At 76.0% G+C, this 23699-nt stretch carries 24 protein-coding genes and 1 pseudogene; 16 read left to right on the top strand and 9 right to left on the bottom strand.

Annotation, left to right across the window (positions count from 1 at the left end; genetic code table 11):
* Window positions 1–53: 53 nt before the first annotated feature.
* Window positions 54–1064: a hypothetical protein gene (locus AB0Q96_RS10550; protein ID WP_365323749.1), complete on the bottom strand. Its 1011-nt coding sequence runs from the start codon at window positions 1062–1064 to the stop codon at window positions 54–56.
* Window positions 1065–1289: 225 nt separating this feature from the next.
* On the opposite strand from AB0Q96_RS10550, the gene AB0Q96_RS10555 reads away from it, so the two are divergent.
* The 3 genes from AB0Q96_RS10555 to AB0Q96_RS10565 all read left to right on the top strand — a co-directional run bounded on the left by AB0Q96_RS10555 (window position 1290) and on the right by AB0Q96_RS10565 (window position 4514).
* Window positions 1290–1460, top strand: a complete 171-nt coding sequence (locus AB0Q96_RS10555) for a hypothetical protein (RefSeq protein ID WP_365323751.1) — start codon at window positions 1290–1292, stop codon at window positions 1458–1460.
* A 14-nt stretch (window positions 1461–1474) separates the two neighbouring features.
* A complete protein-coding gene (gene lanL, locus AB0Q96_RS10560) occupies window positions 1475–4291 on the top strand; it encodes a class IV lanthionine synthetase LanL (protein WP_365323753.1) in 2817 nt (938 codons plus the stop codon).
* Between the two features lie 97 nt (window positions 4292–4388).
* Complete coding sequence (locus AB0Q96_RS10565) at window positions 4389–4514, top strand: ALQxL family class IV lanthipeptide (protein ID WP_205628270.1); 126 nt, start codon at window positions 4389–4391, stop codon at window positions 4512–4514.
* A 58-nt stretch (window positions 4515–4572) separates the two neighbouring features.
* Here AB0Q96_RS10565 and AB0Q96_RS10570 read toward each other — a convergent pair whose 3' ends face one another.
* Window positions 4573–5079: a GNAT family N-acetyltransferase gene (locus AB0Q96_RS10570; protein ID WP_365323755.1), complete on the bottom strand. Its 507-nt coding sequence runs from the start codon at window positions 5077–5079 to the stop codon at window positions 4573–4575.
* A 199-nt stretch (window positions 5080–5278) separates the two neighbouring features.
* On the opposite strand from AB0Q96_RS10570, the gene AB0Q96_RS10575 reads away from it, so the two are divergent.
* The 3 genes from AB0Q96_RS10575 (at window position 5279) to AB0Q96_RS10585 (ending at window position 8916) form a co-directional block, all read left to right on the top strand.
* Entirely contained in the window at window positions 5279–6493 is a 1215-nt protein-coding gene (locus AB0Q96_RS10575; protein WP_365323757.1) for a sulfite oxidase, read from the top strand.
* A gap of 132 nt (window positions 6494–6625) precedes the next feature.
* The gene (locus tag AB0Q96_RS10580) at window positions 6626–7861 is read left to right on the top strand and encodes an aminotransferase class I/II-fold pyridoxal phosphate-dependent enzyme (protein ID WP_365323759.1); all 1236 of its coding nucleotides are present in this window, start codon (window positions 6626–6628) and stop codon (window positions 7859–7861) included.
* Window positions 7862–7878: 17 nt separating this feature from the next.
* Complete coding sequence (locus tag AB0Q96_RS10585; RefSeq protein WP_365323761.1) at window positions 7879–8916, top strand: MBL fold metallo-hydrolase; 1038 nt, start codon at window positions 7879–7881, stop codon at window positions 8914–8916.
* Between the two features lie 80 nt (window positions 8917–8996).
* On the opposite strand, the gene AB0Q96_RS10590 is transcribed toward AB0Q96_RS10585, so the two are convergent.
* Entirely contained in the window at window positions 8997–9653 is a 657-nt protein-coding gene (locus AB0Q96_RS10590) for a VTT domain-containing protein (RefSeq protein WP_365323763.1), read from the bottom strand.
* Window positions 9650–10429 (bottom strand): MBL fold metallo-hydrolase, encoded by a 780-nt coding sequence (locus AB0Q96_RS10595; protein ID WP_365323765.1) that lies wholly within the window; start codon window positions 10427–10429, stop codon window positions 9650–9652. The genes AB0Q96_RS10590 and AB0Q96_RS10595 overlap by 4 nt, the downstream gene beginning before the upstream one ends.
* Window positions 10430–10595: 166 nt before the next feature.
* Between AB0Q96_RS10595 and AB0Q96_RS10600 the strand changes: the two genes are divergently transcribed.
* From AB0Q96_RS10600 to AB0Q96_RS10620, 5 genes are all read left to right on the top strand, one after another.
* Window positions 10596–11000, top strand: coding sequence for a recombinase family protein (locus AB0Q96_RS10600; RefSeq protein WP_365323767.1), 405 nt, complete (start codon window positions 10596–10598; stop codon window positions 10998–11000).
* 138 nt (window positions 11001–11138) lie between these two features.
* The gene (locus AB0Q96_RS10605; RefSeq protein WP_365324058.1) at window positions 11139–13274 is read left to right on the top strand and encodes a phage holin family protein; all 2136 of its coding nucleotides are present in this window, start codon (window positions 11139–11141) and stop codon (window positions 13272–13274) included.
* Between the two features lie 66 nt (window positions 13275–13340).
* Window positions 13341–14756, top strand: coding sequence for an amino acid permease (locus tag AB0Q96_RS10610; protein ID WP_365323768.1), 1416 nt, complete (start codon window positions 13341–13343; stop codon window positions 14754–14756).
* 173 nt (window positions 14757–14929) lie between these two features.
* Window positions 14930–15268, top strand: coding sequence for a hypothetical protein (locus AB0Q96_RS10615; protein WP_365323770.1), 339 nt, complete (start codon window positions 14930–14932; stop codon window positions 15266–15268).
* 50 nt (window positions 15269–15318) lie between these two features.
* Complete coding sequence (locus tag AB0Q96_RS10620; protein WP_365323772.1) at window positions 15319–15480, top strand: hypothetical protein; 162 nt, start codon at window positions 15319–15321, stop codon at window positions 15478–15480.
* A gap of 51 nt (window positions 15481–15531) precedes the next feature.
* On the opposite strand, the gene AB0Q96_RS10625 is transcribed toward AB0Q96_RS10620, so the two are convergent.
* A complete protein-coding gene (locus tag AB0Q96_RS10625; protein WP_365323774.1) occupies window positions 15532–16299 on the bottom strand; it encodes an IclR family transcriptional regulator C-terminal domain-containing protein in 768 nt (255 codons plus the stop codon).
* Between the two features lie 248 nt (window positions 16300–16547).
* Window positions 16548–17753 carry a low temperature requirement protein A gene (locus tag AB0Q96_RS10630; protein WP_365323775.1) on the bottom strand — a complete coding sequence of 402 codons (1206 nt, stop codon included), beginning with the start codon at window positions 17751–17753 and terminating at the stop codon, window positions 16548–16550.
* 122 nt (window positions 17754–17875) lie between these two features.
* Here AB0Q96_RS10630 and AB0Q96_RS10635 point away from each other — a divergent pair, with 122 nt between their 5' ends.
* Window positions 17876–18460 (top strand): DinB family protein, encoded by a 585-nt coding sequence (locus tag AB0Q96_RS10635; protein WP_365323777.1) that lies wholly within the window; start codon window positions 17876–17878, stop codon window positions 18458–18460.
* A gap of 179 nt (window positions 18461–18639) precedes the next feature.
* On the top strand, window positions 18640–19059 hold the full coding sequence (locus AB0Q96_RS10640) for a hypothetical protein (protein ID WP_365323779.1): 420 nt from the start codon (window positions 18640–18642) through the stop codon (window positions 19057–19059).
* Here AB0Q96_RS10640 and AB0Q96_RS10645 read toward each other — a convergent pair.
* Complete coding sequence (locus tag AB0Q96_RS10645; protein WP_365323781.1) at window positions 19049–19858, bottom strand: helix-turn-helix transcriptional regulator; 810 nt, start codon at window positions 19856–19858, stop codon at window positions 19049–19051. The genes AB0Q96_RS10640 and AB0Q96_RS10645 overlap by 11 nt on opposite strands.
* Before the next feature lie 88 nt (window positions 19859–19946).
* Between AB0Q96_RS10645 and AB0Q96_RS10650 the strand changes: the two genes are divergently transcribed.
* Window positions 19947–20249 (top strand): 4a-hydroxytetrahydrobiopterin dehydratase, encoded by a 303-nt coding sequence (locus AB0Q96_RS10650; RefSeq protein WP_329425848.1) that lies wholly within the window; start codon window positions 19947–19949, stop codon window positions 20247–20249.
* Between the two features lie 44 nt (window positions 20250–20293).
* Entirely contained in the window at window positions 20294–21025 is a 732-nt protein-coding gene (locus tag AB0Q96_RS10655; protein WP_365324060.1) for a class I SAM-dependent methyltransferase, read from the top strand.
* Window positions 21026–21135: 110 nt separating this feature from the next.
* Here AB0Q96_RS10655 and AB0Q96_RS10660 read toward each other — a convergent pair.
* A pseudogene (locus AB0Q96_RS10660) lies at window positions 21136–21612 on the bottom strand (hypothetical protein); the annotation flags it as partial.
* A gap of 39 nt (window positions 21613–21651) precedes the next feature.
* Here AB0Q96_RS10660 and AB0Q96_RS10665 point away from each other — a divergent pair.
* On the top strand, window positions 21652–22602 hold the full coding sequence (locus AB0Q96_RS10665) for a YafY family protein (RefSeq protein ID WP_365323783.1): 951 nt from the start codon (window positions 21652–21654) through the stop codon (window positions 22600–22602).
* A gap of 41 nt (window positions 22603–22643) precedes the next feature.
* On the opposite strand, the gene AB0Q96_RS10670 is transcribed toward AB0Q96_RS10665, so the two are convergent.
* Window positions 22644–23618 (bottom strand): NmrA family NAD(P)-binding protein, encoded by a 975-nt coding sequence (locus AB0Q96_RS10670; RefSeq protein ID WP_365323785.1) that lies wholly within the window; start codon window positions 23616–23618, stop codon window positions 22644–22646.
* Window positions 23619–23699: the final 81 nt, after the last annotated feature.

Raw genomic sequence — 23699 nt, forward strand, 5'->3', positions numbered from 1 at the left:
TTCTGGAGACCCGGCCCCGCCGCCGGCCAGCCGGTTTCCCGGGACGGCGCGGGCTACTCGGGACCGGCCTCCGGGCCCGTGAGGCCCGCCCGCTCGGCGAGCGCGCCGCCCTGGAAGCGGCTCTCGGCGCCCAGCTCCTCCAGGAGTTCGGCGACGTGGCGCCGGCAGGTGCGCAGCGACATCCCCATGCGGCGGGCGATGACCTCGTCCTTGGCGCCCTCGGCGAGCAGCCCCACCAGCGCGCGGCGCAGACTCGGGCCGACCTCCTTGTACGCGGCCTCGCTGGTGCCGCGGAACGGGACGGCGCCGGACCAGTGCTGCTCGAAGACGCGGCACAGGTACGCCACGACGTCCGGGTCGCGGACGAGGACCGCGCCCTCGCCCGTACCGCCGTCGGCGCGGCGCGGCAGGAACGCCACCGCCCGGTCGAACACCACGGCCCGGTCCGGGAGTTCGGCGGCCGTGCGGTACTCGGCCCCGGCTTCGGTGAGCCTCTCCACGTACCCCTGTGTGGAGAGGCTGGAGCGCGCCGAGTGCTGGTACAGGGTGCGCATCCGCACGCCCCGGCCGAGCATCGCCAGGTCCCGGTCGATGGCGTCGCCGAGCCGGCCGGGCGCGCGCCCGCCGCCCGGCTGGATGCTGAAGACCTCCTCGCGGCAGCGGGCCGACTCCTCCGTCAGCATCGCGGACGAGGAGGCCATGTCGGGCAGCACGTCGACGCCCTGCCGGCGCGCCTGCTCGCTCCGCGCGGCCCGGTACTGCGGCATCAGGGCGTGCAGTTCGTCGCGCAGGGCCTGGGCGTGCGCGGCGGCCTGGGCGAGCTCCGCCTCCAGGGGGCCGACCACCTCCGCCGCCGCCGCGTCCGGGCTCACCGGGATCAACTCCTCGGGCCTGCCGGGCGCCGGGCGCAGCAGCCGCAGGCGCAGCAGCGTGCGGGAGGCGGCCTCCACCTCCTCCTGGCTCAGGCCGAGCGCGGGGACGACGTCGGGCGGCCAGCGGGTCAGGCTGCCGCGCGCGAGCACGTACTCGAAGACGGCGACGGCCCGCGCGTCCAGTCGTGGCATTGCATCGAGATGTGCCCCCATCGGCATGGATTCCCCCCGCTTTGCGGCCCTGCTACTTCCGTGCCATGCAGGGTATTGCCGGGTCGCGGCCCTGGACCACGGGGGCCCGCCGGGATGGACTGTGGATGTCCGGCAGGGGAGAACCCCACCAGGACGACATGCGGCGCGAACCCGCCACACGCGGGTCCTCCGCCGTCCCGTGCCTCCCGAACCAGGAGCCCCCGCATGTCCGCAGCCGTCCGCTGTCTGCTCGTCCTCACCGTCCTGCTCACCGGCGCCGCCGCCGCGACCGCGGGGCATCAGGGAGACGGGGACGGCCCGCTCACGGTGCGCACGGTCGCCGCCTCCCCGCTGGACACCAGCTGGGGCGACGACTACATCCGGCCGCTGAAGTAGGGCGGGGCGAGACCGTGTCGACCTCCTCCCCGTTCACGACCGGCCCCGGCCCCCGCCGGGCCCGCGCCGAACACGCCGCCGACCTCGCGCTCCTGCCCGATCTGGTGCGCGCCGCCGTCGCCCGCTCCGGCGCCGCCGGCTGGTCCGTCGAACCGGGCGCGTTCTGGTGCCACGTCGTACCGGCCGGAGCGGTCCGCCGGGCGCAGGGCTGGAAACTGCACGTCTCCGCCACCCCGCTGTCCGCCCCGCTGGTCCTGGCCCGCGCCGCCGAGGTGCTCGTCGCCCACGGCGCGACCTTCAAGTTCGCCGGCAGCCCCGCCCGGGTCGCCGCCCTGGTCTCCGGCCGCTCCGCCCGCGGCGGGGGCGGCAAGTTCCTCACCGTCTACCCGGCCGACGACGACCGCTTCCGGCTGCTCGCCGAGGAGCTGCACCGGGCCACCGCCGGCCTGCCCGGCCCCGCGGTCCTCTCCGACCGCCGCTACCGGCCCGACAGCCAGGTCTCCTACCGGTACGGCGTGTTCACGGGCGTACGGGAGCTGACCGCAGACGGCGGCTTCGCGGCCCGGCTCACCGACCCCGAGGGCCGCCCCGTCGAGGACGAGCGCAACGCCTGGTTCAGTCCGCCCGCCTGGGCCGGAGACCCCTTCCCGGACCGCCCGGCCGCCCCCGCCCGCAGCACGGCCGCCGCCAAACCCGTCCTCCTCGCCGACCGTTACGTCGTCACGGGCGCCATCCAGCACTCCAACAAGGGCGGCGTCTTCCGCGCCGAGGACACCCGCACCGGCGCCCAGGTCGTCGTCAAGCAGGCCCGCCCGCACGTCGGCGCCGGACTCGAAGGACTCGACGTCCGGGACCTGTTGCGCCGCGAGGCCGCCCTCCTCGGGCGCTTCGCCGCCACCGCCCGCGACCGCGTCCCGGAGCCCGTCGAGGTGTTCGAGCAGCAGGGCAGCGTGTTCCTGGCCGCCGAGTCCGTGCCCGGGGCGACCCTGCGCCGCACGGTCGCCGAGCGCCTCGCCGCCGAGGGCACCGCCTGCCCCGACGAACGCACCGCCGACTCCCTCGTCTGGCAGCTGATCGAACTGGTCGCCACCGCCCACGGACTCGGCGTCACCCTCCACGACTTCAACCCCAACAACGTCATGGTCACCCCCGACGGGCGGCTCCTCCTCATCGACCTGGAGATGGCCGCCCCGCCCGGCGAACGCTGGGTGCTCGGCGCCACCCCCGGCTACACCGCGCCCGAACTCCGCGCCGCCGACCAGGTGGCCCCCGCCTTCCCGCCGGCCGTCGACCTGTACGCCCTGGGCGCGACCGTCCTGCACGCGCTGAGCGGCGCCGACCCGCTGTTCGCCGCCGACCGGCCCGCCGCCGACGCCCGCCCCGACGAGGAACGCCTCGCCGGCCTCGTGGCCCTGCTGGCCCGAGACCACCCGCTCGTCCGCCGCTTCGCCCCGCTCGTACGGGGCCTGATGCGGGACGCCGCCGAGGACCGCTGGACCCTGGACCGGGCACGGACCTTCGTCACCCGGCTCCGCGGCGACGGACCCCCGGCCCCCGCGCCCCTCGCCCGAGCCCGGACGGCGGACACCCGCGCGACGGAGCCGCCCGAGCCGCGGGCGGTCCGCGACCGCCTGCTCCGCGACGGCCTCGCCCACCTGCTGGCCACCCTCCGCCCCGAGCACCCCGAACGGCTCTGGTCCTCCGACTCGTTCGGCGAGAACTGCGACCCGGTCGCCGTCCAGCACGGCTCGACCGGCGGGGTCGCCGTCCTCGCCCGGGCCCTGCGCCACGCGGACGCCCTCGACACCGCCGGAGCACCCCTGGACCGGGCCGCGCTCCGCGAAGGACTGCGCACCGCGGCCCGATGGACCGCGGACCGGGCCGACGCCCTGCCGGGGCACCTCCCCGGGCTCCACTTCGGCCGCTCCGGCACCGCCTGGGCGCTGCTCGACGCCGCCCGGGCCCTGGACGACCCCGCGCTGGCCGGGCGCGCCACCGCCCTGGCCCTCGCCCTGCCCGTCCGCTGGCCCAACCCCGACGTCTGCCACGGCGCCGCCGGCTCCGGCCTGGCCCAGCTGCACTTCTGGCGGACCACCGGCGACCCCCGCTTCCTCGACCGGGCCGCGCAGGCCGCCGAAGGGCTCCTGGAGGCGGGCCGGCGCACCCCCGAGGGCCTGTTCTGGCCGGTACCGGAGGACTTCGGGTCCGCGCTCGCCGGCGCCTGGCACTACGGCTTCGCGCACGGCGTCGCCGGAGTGGGCGCCTTCCTCCTGCTCGCCGCCGAGGCGACCGGGGAGGAACGGTTCCGCGCGGCGGCCGTCGAAGCCGGCGCCACCCTGGCCTGCGCCGCGCGCGGCGGGGCGGCCGGCGTGCTGTGGCCCGTGGACCGGGCCCGCCACCTGTCCGACTCCCCGGAACTCGCCCGCCACTGGTGCAGCGGCTCGTCCGGCGTCGGCACCTTCCTGGTCCGGCTCTGGGCGGCCGGCGACCGCGCCGCCGACGGCCTGCTCGCCCTCGTGGACGGGGCGGCCCGCGCCGTCCGCGCGGGCCGGGTCACCGACTCGCCCGCCACCTGCCACGGACTCGTGGGCAACGCCGAGTTCCTCCTCGACGCCGCCGAGCTCACCGGAGACCCGCGCCACCGCGCCGACGCCGAACTGCTCGTCGAACACCTGGCGGCCCAGGCCGTCCTGCGCGACGGACGCCTCCTGGTGCCCGACGAGAACCGCAGGACCGTGCTCGCCGAGTACGCCACCGGCCTCGCCGGCAGCCTCTCCCTGTTGCTGCGCCTGAGCGCCGGCGGCCCCCGCGCCTGGCTCCCCGAGGGCTGAGCCGCCCGCATCCCCTGAGACTTCCGTCGGTCGCCGGCCGACGGACGCCGGTCCCGCACGGGCCGGCACCCGCCCGGAACACGCGAAGGAGAACGCCATGATGGAGCACGACATCGACGCCCTGCAGGTGCTGCCCCAGGAGGTCCGCACCGAGGACGCCCGCGGTGAGGAGCACGCCGCCGCGCTCATCACCGCCTGCCGTTGGCTGACCAGCGGCTGCTGACCCCCAGCCGGGAGCGGGACCCCCGACGGGGGTCCCGCTTGGCGTTTCCGGGGCCCGCTCAGGCCGCCCGCCACTCCCAGCGCCGCTCCCCGTCCTCGAACTCCTCCGTCGGCGCCAGTCCCGCCGCCGACGCCACCGCCGCGGAGGCGTGGTGGTCCGGGTGGACGTGCGCCAGGATCACCGGGCTGCCGAGCGACCGCAGCCGGCCGGCCAGCGCGCCCGCCGCCTCCTTGGCGAACCCCCGGCCCTGCCAGGCGGAGCCCGTCACCCAGGCGATCTCGGCCGCCCCACCCGTGACCGTGGCCTGGACGGTGCCGACGGCGGCCCCCGTCTCCCGCAGCCGCAGCACCCAGTTGCACCAGGCCGTCCCCGGATCCGCCGGGCCCGCCAGCATCCGGGCGTAACGGGCCCGCAGCTCAGGCTCGGACAGCGGGGCGCCCCCGATGAACGCGTGCAGCGCCGGATCGGCCAGCACCACCGCCATCTCGGGCGCGTGGTCGAGCCGCAGCGGCTCCAGGTCCAGACGAGCGGTGCGCAGGGGAACGGTGGTGAAGGCGGGGATCATGAGACCAGTGTCGCCCGAGGCGTGTGGGACAGGGGAGCCCGGTGCGGTGGATGAGGTGGGTGAGTCGAGTGGGGCCTCCCTGGTCCGCCCCGAGCCGCCCCGATCCACGCCGACCTGACGAATGTTCACATGACGGCTCCGTGAACGGCCCGTCCCACCCCCCGGCCCGCCCCTAGGGTGTGGCGGACCCCGCCCCGACGTGTCGAGGAGAACCCGCCCCGTGCCCGCCCGCCGCACCCTCCTGAAGGCGCTCGCCGGCGCCCCCGCCCTGCCCCTCCTGGGCGGCACGCCCGCCGCGGCGGCCCCCGTGGCCGCCCCCGCGCCGGGCTTCGCCCCCGGCATCGTGAAGCCGACGCCGTCCGCGTACTTCACCCTCCGCGGCACCAACGCCGAGGCCCGGTACGAGACCTTCGCGGGCACCGGCCCGCTCACCCCGGTCGACCGCTTCTTCGTCCGCAACCACACCTCCACGCCCGTCCTCGACGCCGCCACCTGGAGCCTCACCGTCTGGGGCGACGGACTGCACGGCCGGACCCCGGTCCGCTTCGGGTACGGGCAGCTGCGCGACCTGCCCGCCGTCACCCGGACGGCCCTGGTGGAGTGCGCCGGGAACGGCCGCAGCCTCTACACCACCCAGCAGGGCGAGACCGTCGCCGGCACCCCCTGGACCCTCGGCGCGATCGGCGCCGCCCGCTGGCGCGGCGCCCGGCTCTCCGACGTGCTGCGGCTCGCCGGGATCGCCGCCGACGCCGTCGACGTCCAGCCCCGCGGCCTCGACGACCCGTACGTCACCGGCGGCGCCGACCTCGGCCGGGTCCGCCGCCCGCTGCCCGTCGCCAAGGCCCTGGACGACGTCATCCTCGCGTACGAGATGAACGGCGAGCCCCTCCCGTACGACCACGGGTACCCGGTGCGGCTCATCGTCCCCTCCTGGATCGGCATCGCCTCCATCAAGTGGCTCGGCGACATCGAGGTCTCCCGCACCCCGCTCGCCTCGCCCTGGTCCACCGACTACTACCGCCTGTTCGGCGCGGCCCACCCGCCCGGCGGCAGCGCCCCGCTCACCCGCCAGACCCTCAAGAGCGCCTACGAACTGCCTTTCGGCGCCACCCTGGAGACGCGCAGGACGCACCGGCTCACCGGCCGCGCCTGGTCCGCCCTCGCGCCCGTGCGCCGCGTCGACGTCTCCACCGACGGCGGCGCCCACTGGCGGCCCGCGCGGCTCCTCGACCCGCCCCGACGGGCCGGCTGGGTCCGCTGGACGGCGTCCTGGCACCCGCACGGGACCGGGCCCGCCACCCTGCTGTCCCGGGTCACCGACGCGGCCGGCAACGTCCAGCCGGAGCGGGCCGTCCCCAACACCCAGGGGTACCTCTTCGACGGGATCGTCCGCCATCCCGTCACCCTCGACTGAGCCCTTGGCGGACCCCGCCCGGCTCGGGCCGGGCGGCGAGATGCCCCGAACCTCCGTATAAAGGGCACTGGGGTGCCGTCGGTGCCGTGCGCGCCCCGGCAGCGTCCCCAGCGGGCCCGGGAGGTTCGGAACATGCGGCAGACAGCTCCGGAAGGCCGCGGACCGGTGCGCTACGGACCGCCCGCACCGGAGCCCGGCCTCCCCGTGCTGCCCGGCCTCGCCGCCCTCGTCGCCGCCGCGGCCGGCCGCACCGCGCCCGAACCGCCCGGCGGCGGACCGGTCCTGCGCGGGGCCGCCGCCGGCTACTGGTGGCGCCGCGGCCTGCGCACCCACGCCGAGGACGTGGTCGCCGCCCCCGGCGCCCAGCCCCTGCTGCTCGCCCTCATCGCCGCCCACGGCGGCGACCTCCTGCTGCCCCGGCCCTGCCCCGCCTGGTGGACCCCGCAGGCCCGGCTGCTCGGCCGGCCGGCCTACCACGTGCCCACGCCCGCCGAGTGCGGCGGCGTCCCCGACCCGTACGCCCTGCTGGAGACCGTACGGCGGGTCCGCGCCGAAGGCGGCGACCCCCGCCTGCTGCTCCTCTCCGTCGCCGACGACCCCACCGCCACCGTCGCCCCGCCCGAACTCGTCCGCGAGGCATGCGAGGCGGCCGTCGCCGAGGGCCTGCACATCATCAGCGACGAGACCTGGCGCGACACCGTGCACCGCCCGCAGGAGACGGTGCTGCTCAGCCCCGCCGAGATGTGCCCCGAGGACGTCACCGTCCTCAGCGACCTGTCCGGGGCCCTCACGCCCGCCGGCTGGCCGTGCGCCGTCGCCCGCTTCCCGCCCACCGCCGCCACCCGGGCGGACCGGTACGCCGACCGCAGGGCCCGCACCCTCGACATCCTCACCGTGCTCGGCGCCCTCGTGGCCGGCCCGGTCGCCCCGGCCGCCGCCCACGCCCTCGACGAACCCGAGGACGTCACCGTACGGGTCCGGACGACGGCCGCCCTGCACGGGCGGATCGCCACGGCCGCCCACCGCGCCGTCCTGGCCGCCGGGGCCCTCGCCCGACCCCCGCAGGCCGGCCGCCACCTCTACGCCGACCTGGGCCCGCTGCGCGCCGGGCTCGCCGCTCGCGGGGTCACGGACTCCCTGGAGCTGGAGAACCACCTCACCGGGCGGCTCGGCACCCCGGTCCCCGGCGGCCACCGCTTCGGCGACGAACTCGGCGCGCTCCGCGTCCGGTTCGGCACCGCCGCCTTCCTGGGCGCCACCGAGGAGGAGCGGACCGAAGCCCTCGCGTCCGCCCGCCCCGAGGAATCACCGCACGTGGCCCGCGCGTTGAGCACCTTCGGGGCCGCGCTCGACGAACTGGCCCGCTAGAGAAGGAGGTCGAAGCGATGACGGAACGGACCGCCCGGCCACCCCGGGCCCCGCACACCGCGGGCACCCCCCAAGCCCCGCGTCCCGCGCCCGCCCTCCAGCCCCTCGGCCGGCTGCGCCACGACTGGCCGCGCTCCTTCGCCGACCGGCTCACCGCGCCGCTGCCCGGCGTCCGCGCCATGGCCCGGCTCGCCCGCGAGGGCGCCGTCCGCCCCGGGCCCGAGGGGCTGCGGGACATCCCGCTGCTGCCCTTCGCCCCCGGGCCGCTGCCCGACGCAGGACCCGGCACCCTCGCCGTCACCTGGGCGGGACACGCCAGCTGGGTGGTGCGGATCGGCGGGCTGACCGTGCTCACCGACCCCGTCTGGTCGCGCCGCATCCTCGGCACCTCGGCGCGGCTCACGCCCGTCGGCGTCCGCTGGGAGGACCTGCCGCGCGTCGACGCCGTCGTCATCAGCCACAACCACTTCGACCACCTCGACGCCCCCACCCTCCGGCGCCTCCCGCGCCACACCCCGGTCTTCGTGCCCGCCGGGCTCGGCCGCTGGTTCGGCCGCCGCCGGTTCAGCCGCGTCACCGAGCTCGACTGGTGGGAGGCCGCCGAACTCGACGGCGTGCGCTTCGAGTTCGTCCCGGCCCACCACTGGTCCAAGCGCACCCTCCTGGACACCTGCCGCTCCCTGTGGGGCGGCTGGGTGATCGGCGACCGGGACGGCCGGCGGGTCTACTTCGCCGGGGACACCGGCTACGGCCACTGGTTCGCCGAGATCGGCCGGCGCCACCCCGGCATCGACCTCGCGCTGCTCCCGATCGGCGCGTACGACCCGCGCTGGTGGCTCAGCGACGTCCACACCGACCCGGAGGAGGCGGTGCGGGCCTTCCAGGACCTCGGCGCGCGCCGGATGGCGCCCATGCACTGGGCGACCTTCGTGCTCTCGTCCGAGCCCGTCCTCGAACCGCTCACCCGGGTCCGGGCCGCCTGGGAGCGGACCGGACTGCCCCGAGAGGACCTGTGGGACCTCCCGGTCGGGGCCTCACGGACGCTCGGGCCTTAGGCCCCCGGGCCTGAGCCGGGCCTCAGGCCGGCCCTGAGTCGGGTCTCAGGCCTGGCCCGAGCCGGTGCGGCGGAGGCGCCTCAGGAGGCCGAGGGCTTCCCCCCGCTCGCGTCGCCGTCCCGCCCCCGCAGCCGTCGCCACAGCGCGGGCGCCGCGCTGAGCAGCACCGTCAGGCCGACCGCCGCCACCACGCCCTGCCACGGCTCGGGGAAGAGCGAGCCGCCGAGGATGCCGATCAGCTGGTACGTCGCCGCCCACGCCAGGCACGCCGGAAGGTCGCCGCGGGCGAAGCGGCGCAGCGGCATCCCGGCGAGCAGGCAGGCCAGCATCACCGGGATCCGGCCCGCCGGCACCAGCCGGGAGAGGACGAGCACCGGCACCTGGTGCGTGTCCAGACGCTCCCGCGCCTGGGCGAGCCGCTCCGGGGTGACCCGGCCACGCAGCGCCTCCAGCCAGCGCGAGCCGTTGCGGGAGCGCACCCCGCGCTGCCCCAGCCAGTACAGGCACAGGTCGCCGAGGAACGCGGCGGAGGCCGACACCAGGAAGACGTAGAGCAGGGACAGCGGCGCCGTCTGATGGAAGGCCACCACCGCGGCCGAGCTCACGATCGCCCCGGTCGGCACCACCGGCACCAGCGCGCCGAGCGCCACGAGAAGGAACAGGGAGGGATAGCCGACGGCCTGCTGGGTCGACTCCGGCGGCAGCTCGCGCACCGCCGCCACGATCCGGTCGATCACCGGGCGACCTCCGGCCGCACCCGCTCGCCGTGGCCGAGCAGATGCACCGCCACCTTGGGCGCCAGGAGGGCCGCGTGCCGGACGAACTCGTCGCCCGGCGCGTGGAACTCGTGGGGGCGGATCGCGTCCATGCCGATCGGCCAGTACGTGCCGTAGTGCACCGGCACCGCGGCGGCGGGCGACAGCGCGGCGAGCGCCTGCGCCGCCCGGCCCGCGTCGAGGTGCCCGTGGCCGAGGTACGGACCCCAGCCGCCGACCGGGAGGAGCACCACGTCCACCGCGCCGACGGCCTCCGCCATCTCGTCGAACAGTCCGGTGTCCCCGGCGAAGTAGGTCCGTGCCTCGCCCTCCACCACGTAGCCGAGCGCGGGGGAGCGGTGCGGTCCGACCGGCAGCCGCCGCCCGTCGTGCAGCGCGGGGACGGCCCGTACGGTCACGCCCTCGACATCCACCTCGTCACCGGGCAGCACCTCGGTCAGCCGCAGCCCCAGCCCGTCGAGCCGCCGCAGCGCGGGGACGGCCCGCGGCGCGCCGGCCGGGACGATCACCCGGGTGCCGGGGGCGAGCCGGGCCAGCGAGGGGAGGTGGAGGTGGTCGGCGTGCAGGTGCGAGACGAGCACGGCCTCGGCGCGGGCCGCCTCGGGCGGGGGCAGCTCGCCGCGGCGCCGGCGCAGGTGCGCGAGCCGCCGGGTGAACAGCGGGTCCGTCAGAATGCGGACCCCGGAGTCCTCGACCGTGCATGTGGCATGACCCCACCAGGTGACCTCCACCGGCACGCCGTCCTTCCTCGTCCGTTCCGCCCGTCGCCCGTGCCTGTCCGCGAGCCCTTCCGTAACGAGGGTAAATGTCCGGTGCCGTCGGCGTGGCCGGTCTTCGACGGACCGCCCGGAGCCGGTGCCCGGAAGGCACCTCGGGTGTCCGGCGACACAGTAGGGTCCCCCCATGGACGACGTTCGGGTGGCGGCGATCGCCAGCCTCACCCCGCTCGAAGAGCTCGACGAAGATCCCTTCCTGGTCGACACCCGCAGCCAGCACGCCATGTGCGTCCGCTGGGCCCTCGACAAGGGGTACGTGGTGGCGAGGCGGCTGCTGTTCTACGGCATCCGGCCGGACCACGAGGCCCTGTGGGCGGACGTGGACGCGGGGGTCGTGGACCTGTTCGTCGCCCCGAACGAGCGCGTCCTGGCCCGCGCGCTGACGGACGTGCCGGCGTTCCTCGCGGAGTGCGAGCGGCGCGGCGTGCGCCTGGAGACCGCCGGTCTCGACGAACCCGCCTACGACGCGCCGATGAAGGCCGGGGTGCACCGGCGCATGTCCATGCCCACCGCCGGGTACGACGGCTGCTGAGAGCGTCCGTACCCACGCGCCTTCTCCCGGCCGGCCTGCGTGCGGTGGCCGTTGTGCCACGCTTGGGGCAGGAATCGGGTGAAAGGTGAACCAGGCGTGGGTGAACGGCGAGGGCGTCCCTCCGGCCGCTGGCTGAGCATGGGCAGGGCCGCGATGCGGGTGATCACGGTGTGGGCGGTCTCCACCCTCACCATGCTGATGCTCGCCGGCATCCTGCCCGACTTCCAGCTCCAGTCCCGCGACGGCGACAGCCTCACCACGATCGCGTTCACCGCGGCCCTGGGCGCGGGGGTCTTCGGCCTGCTCAGCGCCCTCGTGTGGCCGGTGATCGTGCGCGCGCTGCTGCTCGTCCCGGCCCTCGTGCTGGGCCTGCTGGTGTTCTTCCTCAACGGCTCGCTGCTGCTCGTCGCGCTCTGGCTGACCCCCGACGGGCGCGGCACCGCGGCCCCGCAGACCGCCGTCCTGGTGGCCGCCGTGATGTCCGCGGTCGCCTCCGCCACCTCCACCTCCCTCGCCGTGCGCGACGACGGGGCGTACCGGCGGCGCCTCTACCGGCTCGCCGACCGCCGGCGTCCCCGCCTCGCCGAGGGCCCCGAACCCGTCCCCGGCACCGTCTTCCTGCAGCTCGACGGCGTCGGCCACCGGGTGCTCCGCGACGCCGTCGACGACGGCCTGATGCCCACCGTCGGCGAGTGGCTCGCCACCACCCACCGGCTGACGGAATGGCGCACCGACTGGTCCAGCCAGACCGGCGCCAGCCAGCTCGGCATCCTGCACGGCTCCAACGAGGACGTGCCGGCCTTCCGGTGGTACGAGAAGGACACCGGCCGGCTGATGGTCTCCAACCGGCCCGCCAGCGCGGTCGAGCTCCAGCGCCGCGCGGTCGAGCGCACCGGCGACGCCGGACTGCTCGGCTTCGACGGCGCCTCCCGCGGCAACCTCTTCAGCGGCGGCGCCGACCAGCTCGCCCTGGTCCTGTCGATGGCCGCCCGCCGGGGCCGCCGCAACCGTTCGCGGTCCGGCTACTTCGCGTACTTCTCCGACCCCGCCAACGCGGTCCGCACCGCCGGCTCCTTCGTCACCGAGACGCTGCGCGAGTTGGCCCAGTCGACCCGGGCGCGGCTGCGCCGCACGACGCCCCGGGTCTCCCGCGGCGGCCTCTACCCCCTGGTCCGGGCCTTCGCCACGGTCGTCGAGCGGGACGTGGTGGTCGCGGCGGTGATGGGCGACATGCTGGCCGGCCGGACCGCCGTCTACGCCGACCTGGTCGCCTACGACGAGGTCGCCCACCACTCGGGACCGCACGGCCACGACACCGACCAGGTGCTCCGGCGGCTGGACCGCTCGCTGGCCCTGATCGCCCAGGTCGCCGAGCACGCGCCCCGCCCGTACCGGATCGTGCTGCTGTCCGATCACGGCCAGAGCCCGGGGGAGACCTTCGGGGGCGCGTACGGGCTGACCCTGCGCGAGCTCGTGCGGGCCGGCTGCGGGCTGCCGGTGCCGCGCCGGGTGCGGCGGACCCGCTGGGGGCACCCGCAGACGGAGTCCGGAGGAGGCTCGGAGGCGCGGGACGCCGCCCGCGACGCGCTGCGCGGCGCGCTGCACCGGACCGTCGACGAGACGGCCGAGCAGGGCAGGGAGGGGGCGGAGGCGGCCGCGGTGGCGGCGGCCAGGGCGCCCGAGCCGCTGGTGCTGGCCTCCGGCAACCTCGGCCTGATCTCCTTCCCGGGCGTGCCGCACCGGATGACCCGCGAGGAGATCGACCGGCTCCACCCGGCGCTCCTGCGGACCCTCGCCCACCACCCGGGCATCGGGTTCCTGCTGGTGGCGAGCGAGGAGCACGGCTCGGTCGTGCTGGCCTGCGACGGGGTCGAGGTGCCGGTCGCGGAGCTGACCGACGGCGGGCCGCTGGCCGTCTTCGGCCCGGGCGCGGCGGACGCCGTGCGGCGCACCGACGGTTTCCCGCACGTCGCCGACATCATGGTCAACTCGATGTACGACCCGGCGACGGGCACCGTGCACGCCTTCGAGGAGCAGATCGGCTCGCACGGCGGCCTCGGCGGCGAGCAGGGGCGCCCCTTCCTGCTCTGGCCGCGCGAGCTCACGGAGCCGCCCGCCGGGATCGTGGGGGCGGAGCAGGTGCACCGGGTGCTGCGGGGCTGGCTGCGGGAGAGCGCGGGGCCGCGGGTCCCGCTGGAGATTCCACCGTCCGAGGGCGATGCGGAAGCATTTCTTCCGGTCGAGGGTCCGGCCGTACAGGACAAAAGCGGGTGATTTGGAGCGCCGTCTCAGCAAGCGGACGATAGGTGCGTTTGTACGACGAGAGGCGCACCACCCCCCATGAGCACGGCCACCCCCGAGACCCACCGCGGCACCCCCGACCAGGAGCCGCAGCCCGAACACCGGCCGGACGGGGAAGCGGCCGGCCGGCACACCCGGGGCTTCGGCCTCCCCGTCGCCACCGCCCTCGTCGTCGGCAACATCATCGGCGGCGGCATCTTCCTCCTCCCCGCCTCCGTCGCCCCCTACGGCACCATCAGCCTGGTCGCCTTCGGCATCCTCACCCTCGGCGCGCTCTCCCTCGCCCTGGTCTTCGGCCGGCTCGCCCGGCGCCACCCGCAGACCGGCGGCCCGTACGTCTACGCCCGCGCCGCCTTCGGCGACTTCGCCGGATTCCTCGCCGCCTGGTCGTACTGGATCACCACCTGGGTCTCCAACGCCGCCCTCGCCGTCGCCGCCGTCGGCTACCTCGACGTGCTCGTCCCGATCCACGACTCCACGGCGGCCACCATCGGCGCCGCCCTGCTGGTGCAGTGGCTGCCGGCGCTCGCCAACCTGGCCGGCACCCGGTACGTCGGCGCCGTCCAGCTCGTCGCGACCGTGCTCAAGTTCGTCCCGCTGCTCCTCGTCGCCGTCGGCGGCCTGTTCTTCTTCGACAGCGCCAACCTCGGCCCCTTCAGGACCGGCGACACCGGCGCGCTCGGCGCGGTCTCCGCGTCCGCGGCGATCCTGCTCTTCAGCTACCTCGGCGTCGAGTCCGCCGCCGTCAGCGCCGGCGAGGTCCGCGACCCGCGCCGCAACGTCGGCCGCGCCACCGTCCTCGGCACCCTCGGCGCCGCCACGCTCTACCTCCTCGGCACCCTCGCCGTCTTCGGCACCGTCGCCCACGACAAGCTGATCACCTCCACCGCGCCCTTCTCCGACGCCGTCGACGTCATGTTCGGCGGATCCTGGGGCGGCGCCGCCGTCGCCTGCATGGCCCTGGTCTCGATGGTCGGCGCGCTCAACGGCTGGACCCTGCTGAGCGCCCAGGCGCCGTACGCCGCCGCCCGCGACGGCCTCTTCCCGAAGGTCTTCGCCGTCAAGCGGCGCGGCGTCCCGACGGTCGGCGTCCTGGTGACCGTCGTCCTCGCCTCGCTCCTGACCGTCTACAACTACACGGCCGGCACCCAGGGCGTCTTCGAGACGCTGGTGCTCGTCACCACGTTCACCGCCACCGTCCCCTACCTGCTCTCCACCGCCGCCCAGGTCTACTTCCTGCTCTCCGGCCAGGGCGAGAAGGTCTCGCCCGGCCGCCTCGCCCGCGACGCCGTCCTCGCCGTCGCCGCCTTCGGCTTCTCCCTCTGGCTCGTCGCGGGTTCCGGCTACGCGGCGGTCTACCAGGGCGTCCTCTTCCTCTTCGCGGGCGTCCTCGTCTACGCGGCGATGGCGGCGCGCCGGACGCGCGCGACGGCCGCCGGGCGCACCGAGGACTGACCGCCGGGGACCGGCCGCGCCGGGGCGCCGCCGTCCGGCGGAACGCGCGCCCCCGCGCACCGGCGCGCGCGCCCGCCGGTGCGGTGAATTCCCGGCCCCGGACGTAGGCCACACGGGCGAATGCGGCGATAGGGGCGGCTCGGGGCCGCCCCTACGGGGCAGGACGCATCTCCATGAGGTCCCTCCCCGCGCACCCCGGCGTCACCGCCGTGCGGGCCCGGCGGTTCGCCGTCGCGGTGCTGCTCGTGCTCGCCGCGCTGCTCGGCACCGGGGGAGCCCTCGCCGGGACGTCCGGCGTGGAACCGCGCGCCGTCGGCGCGGCGGCCGACCCCGTGCCCGAGGTCCACGACCTCGCCGGGACCGAGGCGACCACCCCCGTACGAGGAGCGCGCCGCCCCGCTCCGCCCCGCGGCGTGCGCACGGCGGCGCCCGCCACCGCTCCGGCTCCCGCGCCGGTGCCCGTCCCGCCCTCGCGCGGCGACGCGCACCGGTCGGCGGTGATGCGGTGCTGAGAGGCCCGGCCTCCCCAGCACCCCGTCACCCCACCGCAAGGAGCTTCGTCATGCCCGTGGACCCCTTCGCCGTGCTCAACGCGCTGCTGCGCGCCGAGGCGGCCCGTCAGGAACGCTCCGGCCACCCCGCCGCACCGGAACGCGAACCCGAACGGCGCCCCCTCCGCGCGACCCCCGGGCCGGCCGCCGAACCGGAACCCACGAAGGACTGACCCCCGGTCAGGCCCGGGACCGCCCCGTCGGGCCGGCCCACGCCGGCCCGCTCACGGCACGATCGTGAACGACTGCGTGACCAGCGCCCGCTCCAGCCGGTCCCGGAGCCGGACCGCGGTGGGCCGCAGCCGGTCGATCTCGGCCAGCGGCAGCGAGAACCCCACCGACGCCACCACCCCGCCGACCGTGACCGGCACCGCCGCGCACACCGTGCCCAGCGCGTACTCCTCCACCTCGTGGACCGGGGCGCCGCGCCGCACCCGCGCCAGCCGCCACATCAGCGCGTCCTCGTCGCGCACCGTGCGCGGGGTCAGCCGGCTCACCGGCCGCCGGGCCAGGTACTCCCGCCGGGCCGCCACGTCGAGCTGGGCGAGGAGGCACTGTCCGAGGGCGTGCGCGTGGGCGCTCGCGCGGAACTCGGTCCACTGCTCGGCGGCCGGCCGTTCCGGCGAGTCGGCGACGCCCACCACCGCGACCTCGCCCTCGTCCAGGACGCCGCAGTACACCGGCGCGTCCAGCTCGTCGCGCAGCAGCCGCAGCCACTCGGGCAGCCGCACCCCCGGACGGTCCCGTTGCCCCGAGAGCCGGGGCGCCGCCGGACCCAGCCGGAACGCGCCGTGCTCGTGGTGCAGATAGCCGTCGTGGACCAGGGTCCGCAGCAGGTGGTACGTGGTCGGGAGCGGCAGGTCCGTCATCCGGGACAGGCGTTTGGCGGTGAGCTCGCCGTGCTCGGCGACCGCCTGGAGCAGGCCGAGCGCGCGACGGACCGAGCCTATGAGCGTGGGGGCGGCGGGACCACTGGGGACTGTGGGTGACATGGGGTCAGTGTGCCGATGTCGACCCCCTCCCACCCGAGGGCTCGCGGGTCCTTGGCCGATCGCCCGTCCCACGACCCGGCCCCCGCCACGATCCTCCGAGCCCGAGCACACACCGAACCCGTCCGAAAACAGCCCCTGCCGATGACTGCTGCCCGACCCCCGGCCGCTGCCCGACTCCCGGCCGCTGCCCGACTCCCGCCGCCCGGCCGCTGCCAGTCGCCCGCTACTCGCCGGTCGCCCGACCCCCGCTACCCGGCCGTCGCCGTCGTCGTCGCCGCCCGTGCCCGGTGGTCGTGCGTGAGCACCAGGGCCGTCACCACCGCCGCCAGCAGGGCCAGCGCGAGCAGGGCCGGGACCAGGGCCACCAGCGGGCCCGCCGCCAGGCAGCAGACGCCGCCCACGAGGAGGGCGGTCGGGCGCGGGCCCGAGCAGCGCAGCACGATCGCCGCCGCGCCGAGCAGGAAGACGCCGACGCCGCCCGTCAGGGACCAGGCCACCGTGCCGTGCAGGGGCTCGGCGAGGCCGTAGTGGCCGGTGTCGGCGACCTGGGTGAGCACCTTCTTCATGCCGAGCGCGGTCAGCACCACGCCCGCGACCAGCGGCAGGTGCAGGAACGTGTACGTGTCCCGGGCGAAGCGGGTGCGCTCGTCGCCGTCGAGCGCCGCGAGCCGGTGCTCCGCGGGCTCCCCGAAGCGCCGGAAGTACAGCGCCCACAGCGCCGCCGCGAGCAGCAGTCCCGCCGCGCACGCCCCGATCACCGCCACCGTCAGCGGGAACCCGGCCATGCCGACGCCCATCGCCACGATGGACTCGCCGAGCGCGATGATCACGATGAGGCCGTGCCGCTCGGAGAAGTGCCCGGGGGAGACGATCCGCCAGCCGGAGGCGCCGGTGACGTAGACGCCGCCGTAGTCCACGACGACCGCGCCCAGCCACAGCAGCAGCCGCGGCGGCCCGTCGTACGCGCAGCCCATGAGCAGCAGCACGAACGGCGGCGCCACCGACAGCAGGGCCGTGCGCCGCAGGGTGGCCCGCAGGGCCGTGTCGCCGGGGCTGGACACCCAGTAGGAGACGAGGTGCAGCGTCCGCACCAGGCCGTAGCAGACCACGAACACCACCGGCGCGGGCAGCCCGCCCGGTGCGTCCGCGAACACCTCCGGGACCGCGAGCGACACCACGAACACCACGGTCATCACGGTGACCAGCACCGCGAACAGGGCGCCGGAGTCGGCTCGTACGACATTGCCCAGCCAGGCGAACGCGCACCAGCACCACCACAGCAGCGCCAGCACCGTCATCGCGCCGACCACCCGCACCGGGGTCGGGTGGGCCGCCATCAGGGCGGTCACCTGGGTGATCGCGTAGACGAAGACCAGATCGAAGAAGAGCTCCGCGGGCGTCACCTTGTGATCGCCCCCGGCCGCGACCATCCGCGCCCGTTCCCTGCCAGCCACCGCATCCCCCTTGCGCAGCACACACTTTCGGCCATCCAGGCGCGCACCCTACAACGCCCCGTCGTCGCGGGCCACGTAGGTGATCTTGAGGTCGTGAGCGGCGCGTGGCAGGCTCGTGCCGCATGATCGATGAATTCGCGAAGGACAACCTGCACAGGAGACTGCGGCGGGACCGCGAGGCGCTGCTCTGGAAACTCGACGGCTTGTCCGCGTACGACGCCCGTCGGCCTCTGACGGCGACCGGCACCAACCTCCTCGGACTGGTCAAGCACGTGGCCACCGTCGAGGCCCGGTACTTCGGCGAGGTCTTCGACCGCCCCTCCCCGGAACCGCTGCCCCGGTGGCAGGACGCCGACGGCAGCGACCTGTGGGCCACCGAGGACGAGACCCTCGACCGGATCGCCGCGTTCTACCGGCGTACCTGGGAGCACGCGGACGCGACGATCGAGGCGCTTCCCCTCGACGCCCCCGGCCACGTGCCGTGGTGGCCGGAGCCGCACTCCCGCACGAACCTGTTCGCCGTCATGGTCCACGTCCTCGGCGAGTCCAACCGGCACGCCGGGCACGCCGACATCCTGCGCGAGGGCCTCGACGGCCGCACCGGCGTGCGCGCCGAACACGAGCGGCGGATCGACGAGGAAGCCCGCGCGGCCCACCGCGCCACGATCGAGCGGGCCGCCAGGACGGCCGCACCGACCACGGCGTAGCGGCCCGGCGGGCCGGCGGGCTCGCGGCGCGGCCCCGGCGGGTGCCTCATTACCTCCCGCGTAATCGACCCCCGCGGCCCGCCCCGGCATGCTCGTGAGCACCGGGTCCCGGGCGGCGCACTCCGCCCGGGCGCCGGCCCCCAAGCCGTAGAAACAGCCTTCCAGGAGGGTGATCCACCATGTCCCAGGCTCTGCTCGCCGGTCTCTCCCGCACCACCCGGCCGCGGTCCATGGTGCGCCGGTTCCTCGCCCTCGACGCCGTCGTCACCGGCGGCAACGGACTCGCGTACCTCGCCGCCTCCGGGCCCCTGGCCGAGCTCCTCGGGGTGAGCCGGGGCCTGCTGCTCGAACTCGGCGTCTTCCTCACCGTGTTCGCCGCGGGGGTGGCCTGGCTGGCGAGCCGGCCGCAGCCCCCGGTCCTCGGCGTGAAGGCCGTCGTCGACGCCAACCTGCTGTGGGCGGCGCTCAGCGTCGTCGCGCTCGTCGCCTGGCTGGAGCCCAGCACCGCGGGCGCCGTCTGGACCCTGCTCCAGGCGGGCACCGTCGCCGGCTTCGCCGCCCTCCAGTGGGGCGCGCTGCGGGCGAACGCTACCCCTTGAGCGACTGGAGGTACGCGACCGTCTCCGGGTCGGCCGGCAGGAAGGTCTCGATGGCCAGCTCGGCGACGGTCACGTCCAGCGGCGTGTTGAACGTCGAGATCGACGACACGAACGACAGCACCCGCCCGTCGTGCTCGATCCGCAGCGGCAGCGCGAAGTAGGGGTACGGCTCCGGGTCCTCCCGGTCCGCCGGATCGCCGGCACCCTCCGGCAGCGGATAGGCCGCCACCTCCTCGTACAGCGCCCGCAGCGACTCCGAGCGGACCAGCCCGATCTGACGCTCCATCTGGGCGAGCAGGTGTCCCCGCCACGCCCGCAGATTGCGGATGCGCGGCGCGAGGCCCTCCGGGTGCAGGGTGATCCGCATGGCGTTCAGCGGCGGGGTCAGCAGATGTTCCGGCAGCCCCGCCAGCAGCATCCCGATGCCCTGGTTGGCCGCCACCACCGTGTACGAGCCGTCCACGACCAGCGCCGGATACGGCTCGTAGCCCTGGAGCAGCCGGTCGATGCCGTCGCGGAGCGCCTCCAGGAGCGGCGCGTCCATCGTCGACTCGGTGAACCGAGGGGCGTAACCGGCCGCCAGCAGCAGGGCGTTGCGCTCCCGCACCGGCACCTCCAGGTGCTCGGCCAGCCGCAGGACCATCTCCTCGCTCGGGCGCGAACGGCCCGTCTCGACGAAGGAGATGTGCCGCGCGGACGAGTCCGCCCGCAGCGCCAGCTCCAGCTGGCTCAGCCGCCGCCGCTCGCGCCAGCCGCGCAGCAGCGGCCCCACACCCGTGTCGCTCGCGACAGTCGTCATGGGCAGACGGTATCCCAGAGGGGTACTCGGGTACCTTCTCCCCCGTGGCCACCAGGTCACCGCAGGACCCGACCGGAGGGAGCAACACGTGCCCACACAGCCGCTGTCGCAGAAGGAGATCGAGGACCGCCTGCGGGAGCTCCCCGGCTGGTCCCTCGACGGTGACCGCATCACCCGCACCTACCGGCTCGCCGACCACTTCGCCGCGACCGCCCTCGTCGTCCACGTCGCCTCGATCCAGCAGGAGCTGGACCACCACAGCGATCTGACGCTCGGTTACAACAGCGTCGTCCTGTCCGTGAACACCCACACGGCCGGCGGCGTCACCGACAAGGACTTCGCGCTCGCCGACCGCGTCGAGGCGGTGGCCCCCGGACACGGCGCGAACTGACCCCGCGCAACCCCCCCCCGTACGATCACCGCATGGGGGAGACCATGCTCGACTACGAGACCGAGGCCGCGCGCTACGACGAGACCCGCGGCGGGGTGCCCAGGGCGGAAGCCGCCGCCGCGGCCGTGCTGCGGCTCCTTCCGCCCGGCACCCGCACCCTCGTCGACGTCGCCTGCGGCACCGGCCTCGTCACCGAACGCCTCGCGCGGCCCGGCCTCACCGTCTACGGCGCCGACGCCGCGCACGCCATGCTGCGGACCGCCGCCGGACGCCTCCCGGGCCGTGCCGTGCGCGCCGACGCCCGCCACCTCCCGCTGCCCGACGCCTCCGTCGACGCGGTCAGCGCGATCTGGCTCCTCCACCTCGTCCCCTTCACCGGGCGGATCGTCGCCGAAGCGGCCCGGGTGCTGCGCCCCGGCGGTGTCCTCGTCGCCACCGTCGACAAGGACACCGCCCACGACGTCGGCAGCGACATCGACGCCGTGCTGCGCCCGCACCGCGCCCCCGACAGCGGCTCCGACCGGGCCGGCCTCGTCACCGCCCACGCCGTCGCCCACGGCCTCACGCCCGCACCCGGCACGAGCTTCACCGGCCACGGCCAGGGCGCCACCCCGCGCGGCACCGCCGAGAAGCTGCGGCGCGGCTACTACGCCTCCTGGTTCCACGGCACCCCCGCGACCGTGGACCGGCTGACGACCGCCCTCGCGGCCCTGCCGGACCAGGACCGCCCCCGCGACGCCCCCGACTACCGGCTGGCCCTGTTCGTGAAGCGCTAGGGGCGCCCGGCGACCGGCCCCGCGCCCGCCTCCGTCGTCCCCGTCGTCCCCGTCGTCCCCGTCGTCCTCGTTACCTCCGTCGCCGCTGCCGCCTCCGTCGTCCCCGTCGCCCCCGTCGTCCCGGACGTCAGCGCGTCCGCGAGGTAGCCCGCCAGGTCCGGGCGGTCCGGGGCCAGCATGTGCCGTACCCAGGCGTCCCGTTCGTGGCCGAGCGGTGCCAGCTCCCACACACAGCCGATCCAGTTCCGCGCGCCCGGGGCGACGCGGACGAAGTGCGCCGGATCGGTGTCGGGGCAGTCCAGGGCCGGCTGGCCCGCCGCCGCGCCGCCGAAGTGGAGCACGTTGTCCCACACCCAGCTGTAGACGTTCAGGTACGCGCCGGTGTCGCCGCCCCGGTGCAGCACCGCGAAGGCCGCCGCCGGGGTGCCGTCCGGCTCCGGAAGGAGCTCGGGGAGCAGCGCGTACGCCGCCTGCTCCACCTCCGGCTCGATGCCGCCCGGGTCGGCGGTGACGTGGTAGCGCTTGACGTGCCGGCCGGCGATCTCGACCGGCTCCAGGACGAAGAGGTTCTTCTCTGCGAAAGCCATGGCTGGACTGTAGGAACCCTTCACTGACACCTTGTGTCAGTGAAGTCCAGCCGACTCCTGTCCATCCTGCTGCTCCTCCAGACCCGGGGCACCATGACCGCGGCCCGGCTCGCCGAGGAGCTGGAGGTCTCGGTCCGGACCGTCTACCGCGACGTGGAGGCGCTGCACGCCGCCGGCGTGCCGCTGTACGGGGACGCCGGCCATCGCGGCGGCTACCGGCTGCTCGCCGGCCACCGCTCCCGCCTCACCGACCTGTACGCGCGCGAGGCCGAGGCCCTCGTCCTCGCCGGACTGCCCGTCGCCGCCGACGAGCTCGGCCTGGGCGGGCACTTCGCGGACGCCCAGCTGAAGCTGCGCGCGGCCCTCCCCGCCCCGCTGCGGGAGCACGTCGACCGGCTGCGGGCCCGCTTCCACATCGACGCCCCCGGCTGGTACGCGGAGGAGACCGAGGTCCCCTTCCTCGCCCAGGTCGCCGAGGCCGTGCGCACCGGGCGGGTGCTCGCGGTCCGCTACAGCCGCTGGAAGGAGCCGACCGAGGTCGACCGCAGACTCGCACCGTACGGGCTCGTCCTGAAGGCCGGCCGCTGGTACCTGGTCGCCGGGCCCGGACCCCGCACCTACCGGGTCGACCAGATCCTCGACCTCACCGTCACCGACGAGGAGGCCCGGATCCCCGACGACTTCGACCTGCCGGCCCACTGGCGGGCGAGCCAGGCCGACTTCCACGCCCGGCTGCACCAGGGCGACGCCCTCGTCCGGCTCTCCCCACGCGGCGCCGCCCGGCTCACCGGCGCCGCCGCCCGGGCCCTCGCCGAGAACGGCACCCCGGAGCCCGACGGCTGGACCCGGGCCACTCTGCCCGTGGAGTCCCCCGAGCACGCGCACGGCTTCCTGCTCGCCCTCGGCGAGGAGGTGGAGGTCCTCGCCCCCGAGGACCTCCGCGCCCGCGTCGCCGCGACGGCACGGACCCTGGCCGCGCGGTACGGGTGAGGCGGCGACGCCCATCGACGCGCCGGGGCCCCGGCCCGGCGTCACGCCCGTACGTCCGCCCGCGCCGTCTTCGCCCCCGCGCCGAACGCCCGCTCCGCGTACGCCGAGAAGTCACGGGGCTCCCGGCCGAGGACCCGCTGCACCCCGTCCGTCACCGACGCGTTGTGCCCGTCGAGCAGCGTCGCGAACAGGCCCGCCAGCCAGACCGCCTCCGGCTCCGGAAGCCCGAACCCGCCCAGCATGCCCGCGAACTCGGGCTCGCTCATCGGCAGGTACGCGACCTCGTGGCCGGCCGCCCGGGACACCTCCGCGGCCACCTCGGCGAAGGTCAGCAGACGCGGGCCCGTCACCTCGTGCACCAGGCCCGCGTGCCCGTCCTGGACCAGCGTCGCCACGATCACGTCCGCGAGGTCGTCCGCGTCGATGAAAGGCTCGGCCGTGTCGCCCGCGGGGAACGGGATCGTGCCGGCTGCGACGCCCTCCGCGAGCAGCCCCTCGTCGAAGTTCTGCGCGAAGAACGAGGCCCGGACCACGGTGAGTTCGACCCCGGTCGCGCGCAGCGCCTCCTCCGCCGCCAACGCCTCCGGCTCGCCCCGCCCGGACAGCAGCGTCACCCGCCGCACCCCGTGCGCGAGTGCCAGTTCGCCGAAGGCCCGCACCGCCTCCACCGCGCCGGGCGCGGCGAGATCGGGGTAGTAGTTGACGTACGCGGCGTCCGCGCCGTCCAGGGCCGGGCCCCAGGTGGCGGCGTCCTCCCAGTCGAAGCGGGTGGTGCCGGCCCGCGATCCCGCCCGCACCCGCGCGCCGTACGCGGCCAGCCCCTCCGCCACCCGGCGGCCGGTCTTCCCGGTCGCCGCGGTCACGAGGACCGTCGACACCGTGACGCCGTCCGTTCCGTCGGCGCGGCCCGCGCCGCTCGCGGTGTCCGTCGTGCTCTTCGTGTCGGTGGTGTCGGTGGTGTCGGTGGTGTCGGTCGTGTTCGTCGTGTTCGTCGTGTGGTGCGTCGTGTTCGTCATGGCTCCACCTTCGCGGCCCGGCCGCCGCGTTCCCATGCTCCACAGACTCACCCGCATACGCGTCCGTCTACGCTTGCCGCC

Source organism: Streptomyces sp. NPDC093111, from assembly GCF_040683955.1.
Classification (GTDB): Bacteria; Actinomycetota; Actinomycetes; order Streptomycetales; family Streptomycetaceae; genus Streptomyces.

Coding starts and splice junctions, on each gene's coding strand:
- AB0Q96_RS10600 (WP_365323767.1), top strand. CDS start 10,596: ATGGACGACGTTCGGGTGGCGGCGATCGCCAGCCTCACCCCGCTCGAA.
- AB0Q96_RS10585 (WP_365323761.1), top strand. CDS start 7,879: ATGACGGAACGGACCGCCCGGCCACCCCGGGCCCCGCACACCGCGGGC.
- AB0Q96_RS10565 (WP_205628270.1), top strand. CDS start 4,389: ATGATGGAGCACGACATCGACGCCCTGCAGGTGCTGCCCCAGGAGGTC.
- AB0Q96_RS10655 (WP_365324060.1), top strand. CDS start 20,294: ATGCTCGACTACGAGACCGAGGCCGCGCGCTACGACGAGACCCGCGGC.
- AB0Q96_RS10550 (WP_365323749.1), bottom strand. CDS start 1,064: ATGCCACGACTGGACGCGCGGGCCGTCGCCGTCTTCGAGTACGTGCTC.
- AB0Q96_RS10580 (WP_365323759.1), top strand. CDS start 6,626: ATGCGGCAGACAGCTCCGGAAGGCCGCGGACCGGTGCGCTACGGACCG.
- AB0Q96_RS10620 (WP_365323772.1), top strand. CDS start 15,319: ATGCCCGTGGACCCCTTCGCCGTGCTCAACGCGCTGCTGCGCGCCGAG.
- AB0Q96_RS10635 (WP_365323777.1), top strand. CDS start 17,876: ATGATCGATGAATTCGCGAAGGACAACCTGCACAGGAGACTGCGGCGG.
- AB0Q96_RS10625 (WP_365323774.1), bottom strand. CDS start 16,299: ATGTCACCCACAGTCCCCAGTGGTCCCGCCGCCCCCACGCTCATAGGC.
- AB0Q96_RS10605 (WP_365324058.1), top strand. CDS start 11,139: ATGGGCAGGGCCGCGATGCGGGTGATCACGGTGTGGGCGGTCTCCACC.
- AB0Q96_RS10640 (WP_365323779.1), top strand. CDS start 18,640: ATGTCCCAGGCTCTGCTCGCCGGTCTCTCCCGCACCACCCGGCCGCGG.
- AB0Q96_RS10570 (WP_365323755.1), bottom strand. CDS start 5,079: ATGATCCCCGCCTTCACCACCGTTCCCCTGCGCACCGCTCGTCTGGAC.
- AB0Q96_RS10555 (WP_365323751.1), top strand. CDS start 1,290: ATGTCCGCAGCCGTCCGCTGTCTGCTCGTCCTCACCGTCCTGCTCACC.
- AB0Q96_RS10645 (WP_365323781.1), bottom strand. CDS start 19,858: ATGACGACTGTCGCGAGCGACACGGGTGTGGGGCCGCTGCTGCGCGGC.
- AB0Q96_RS10670 (WP_365323785.1), bottom strand. CDS start 23,618: ATGACGAACACGACGCACCACACGACGAACACGACGAACACGACCGAC.
- AB0Q96_RS10615 (WP_365323770.1), top strand. CDS start 14,930: ATGAGGTCCCTCCCCGCGCACCCCGGCGTCACCGCCGTGCGGGCCCGG.
- AB0Q96_RS10610 (WP_365323768.1), top strand. CDS start 13,341: ATGAGCACGGCCACCCCCGAGACCCACCGCGGCACCCCCGACCAGGAG.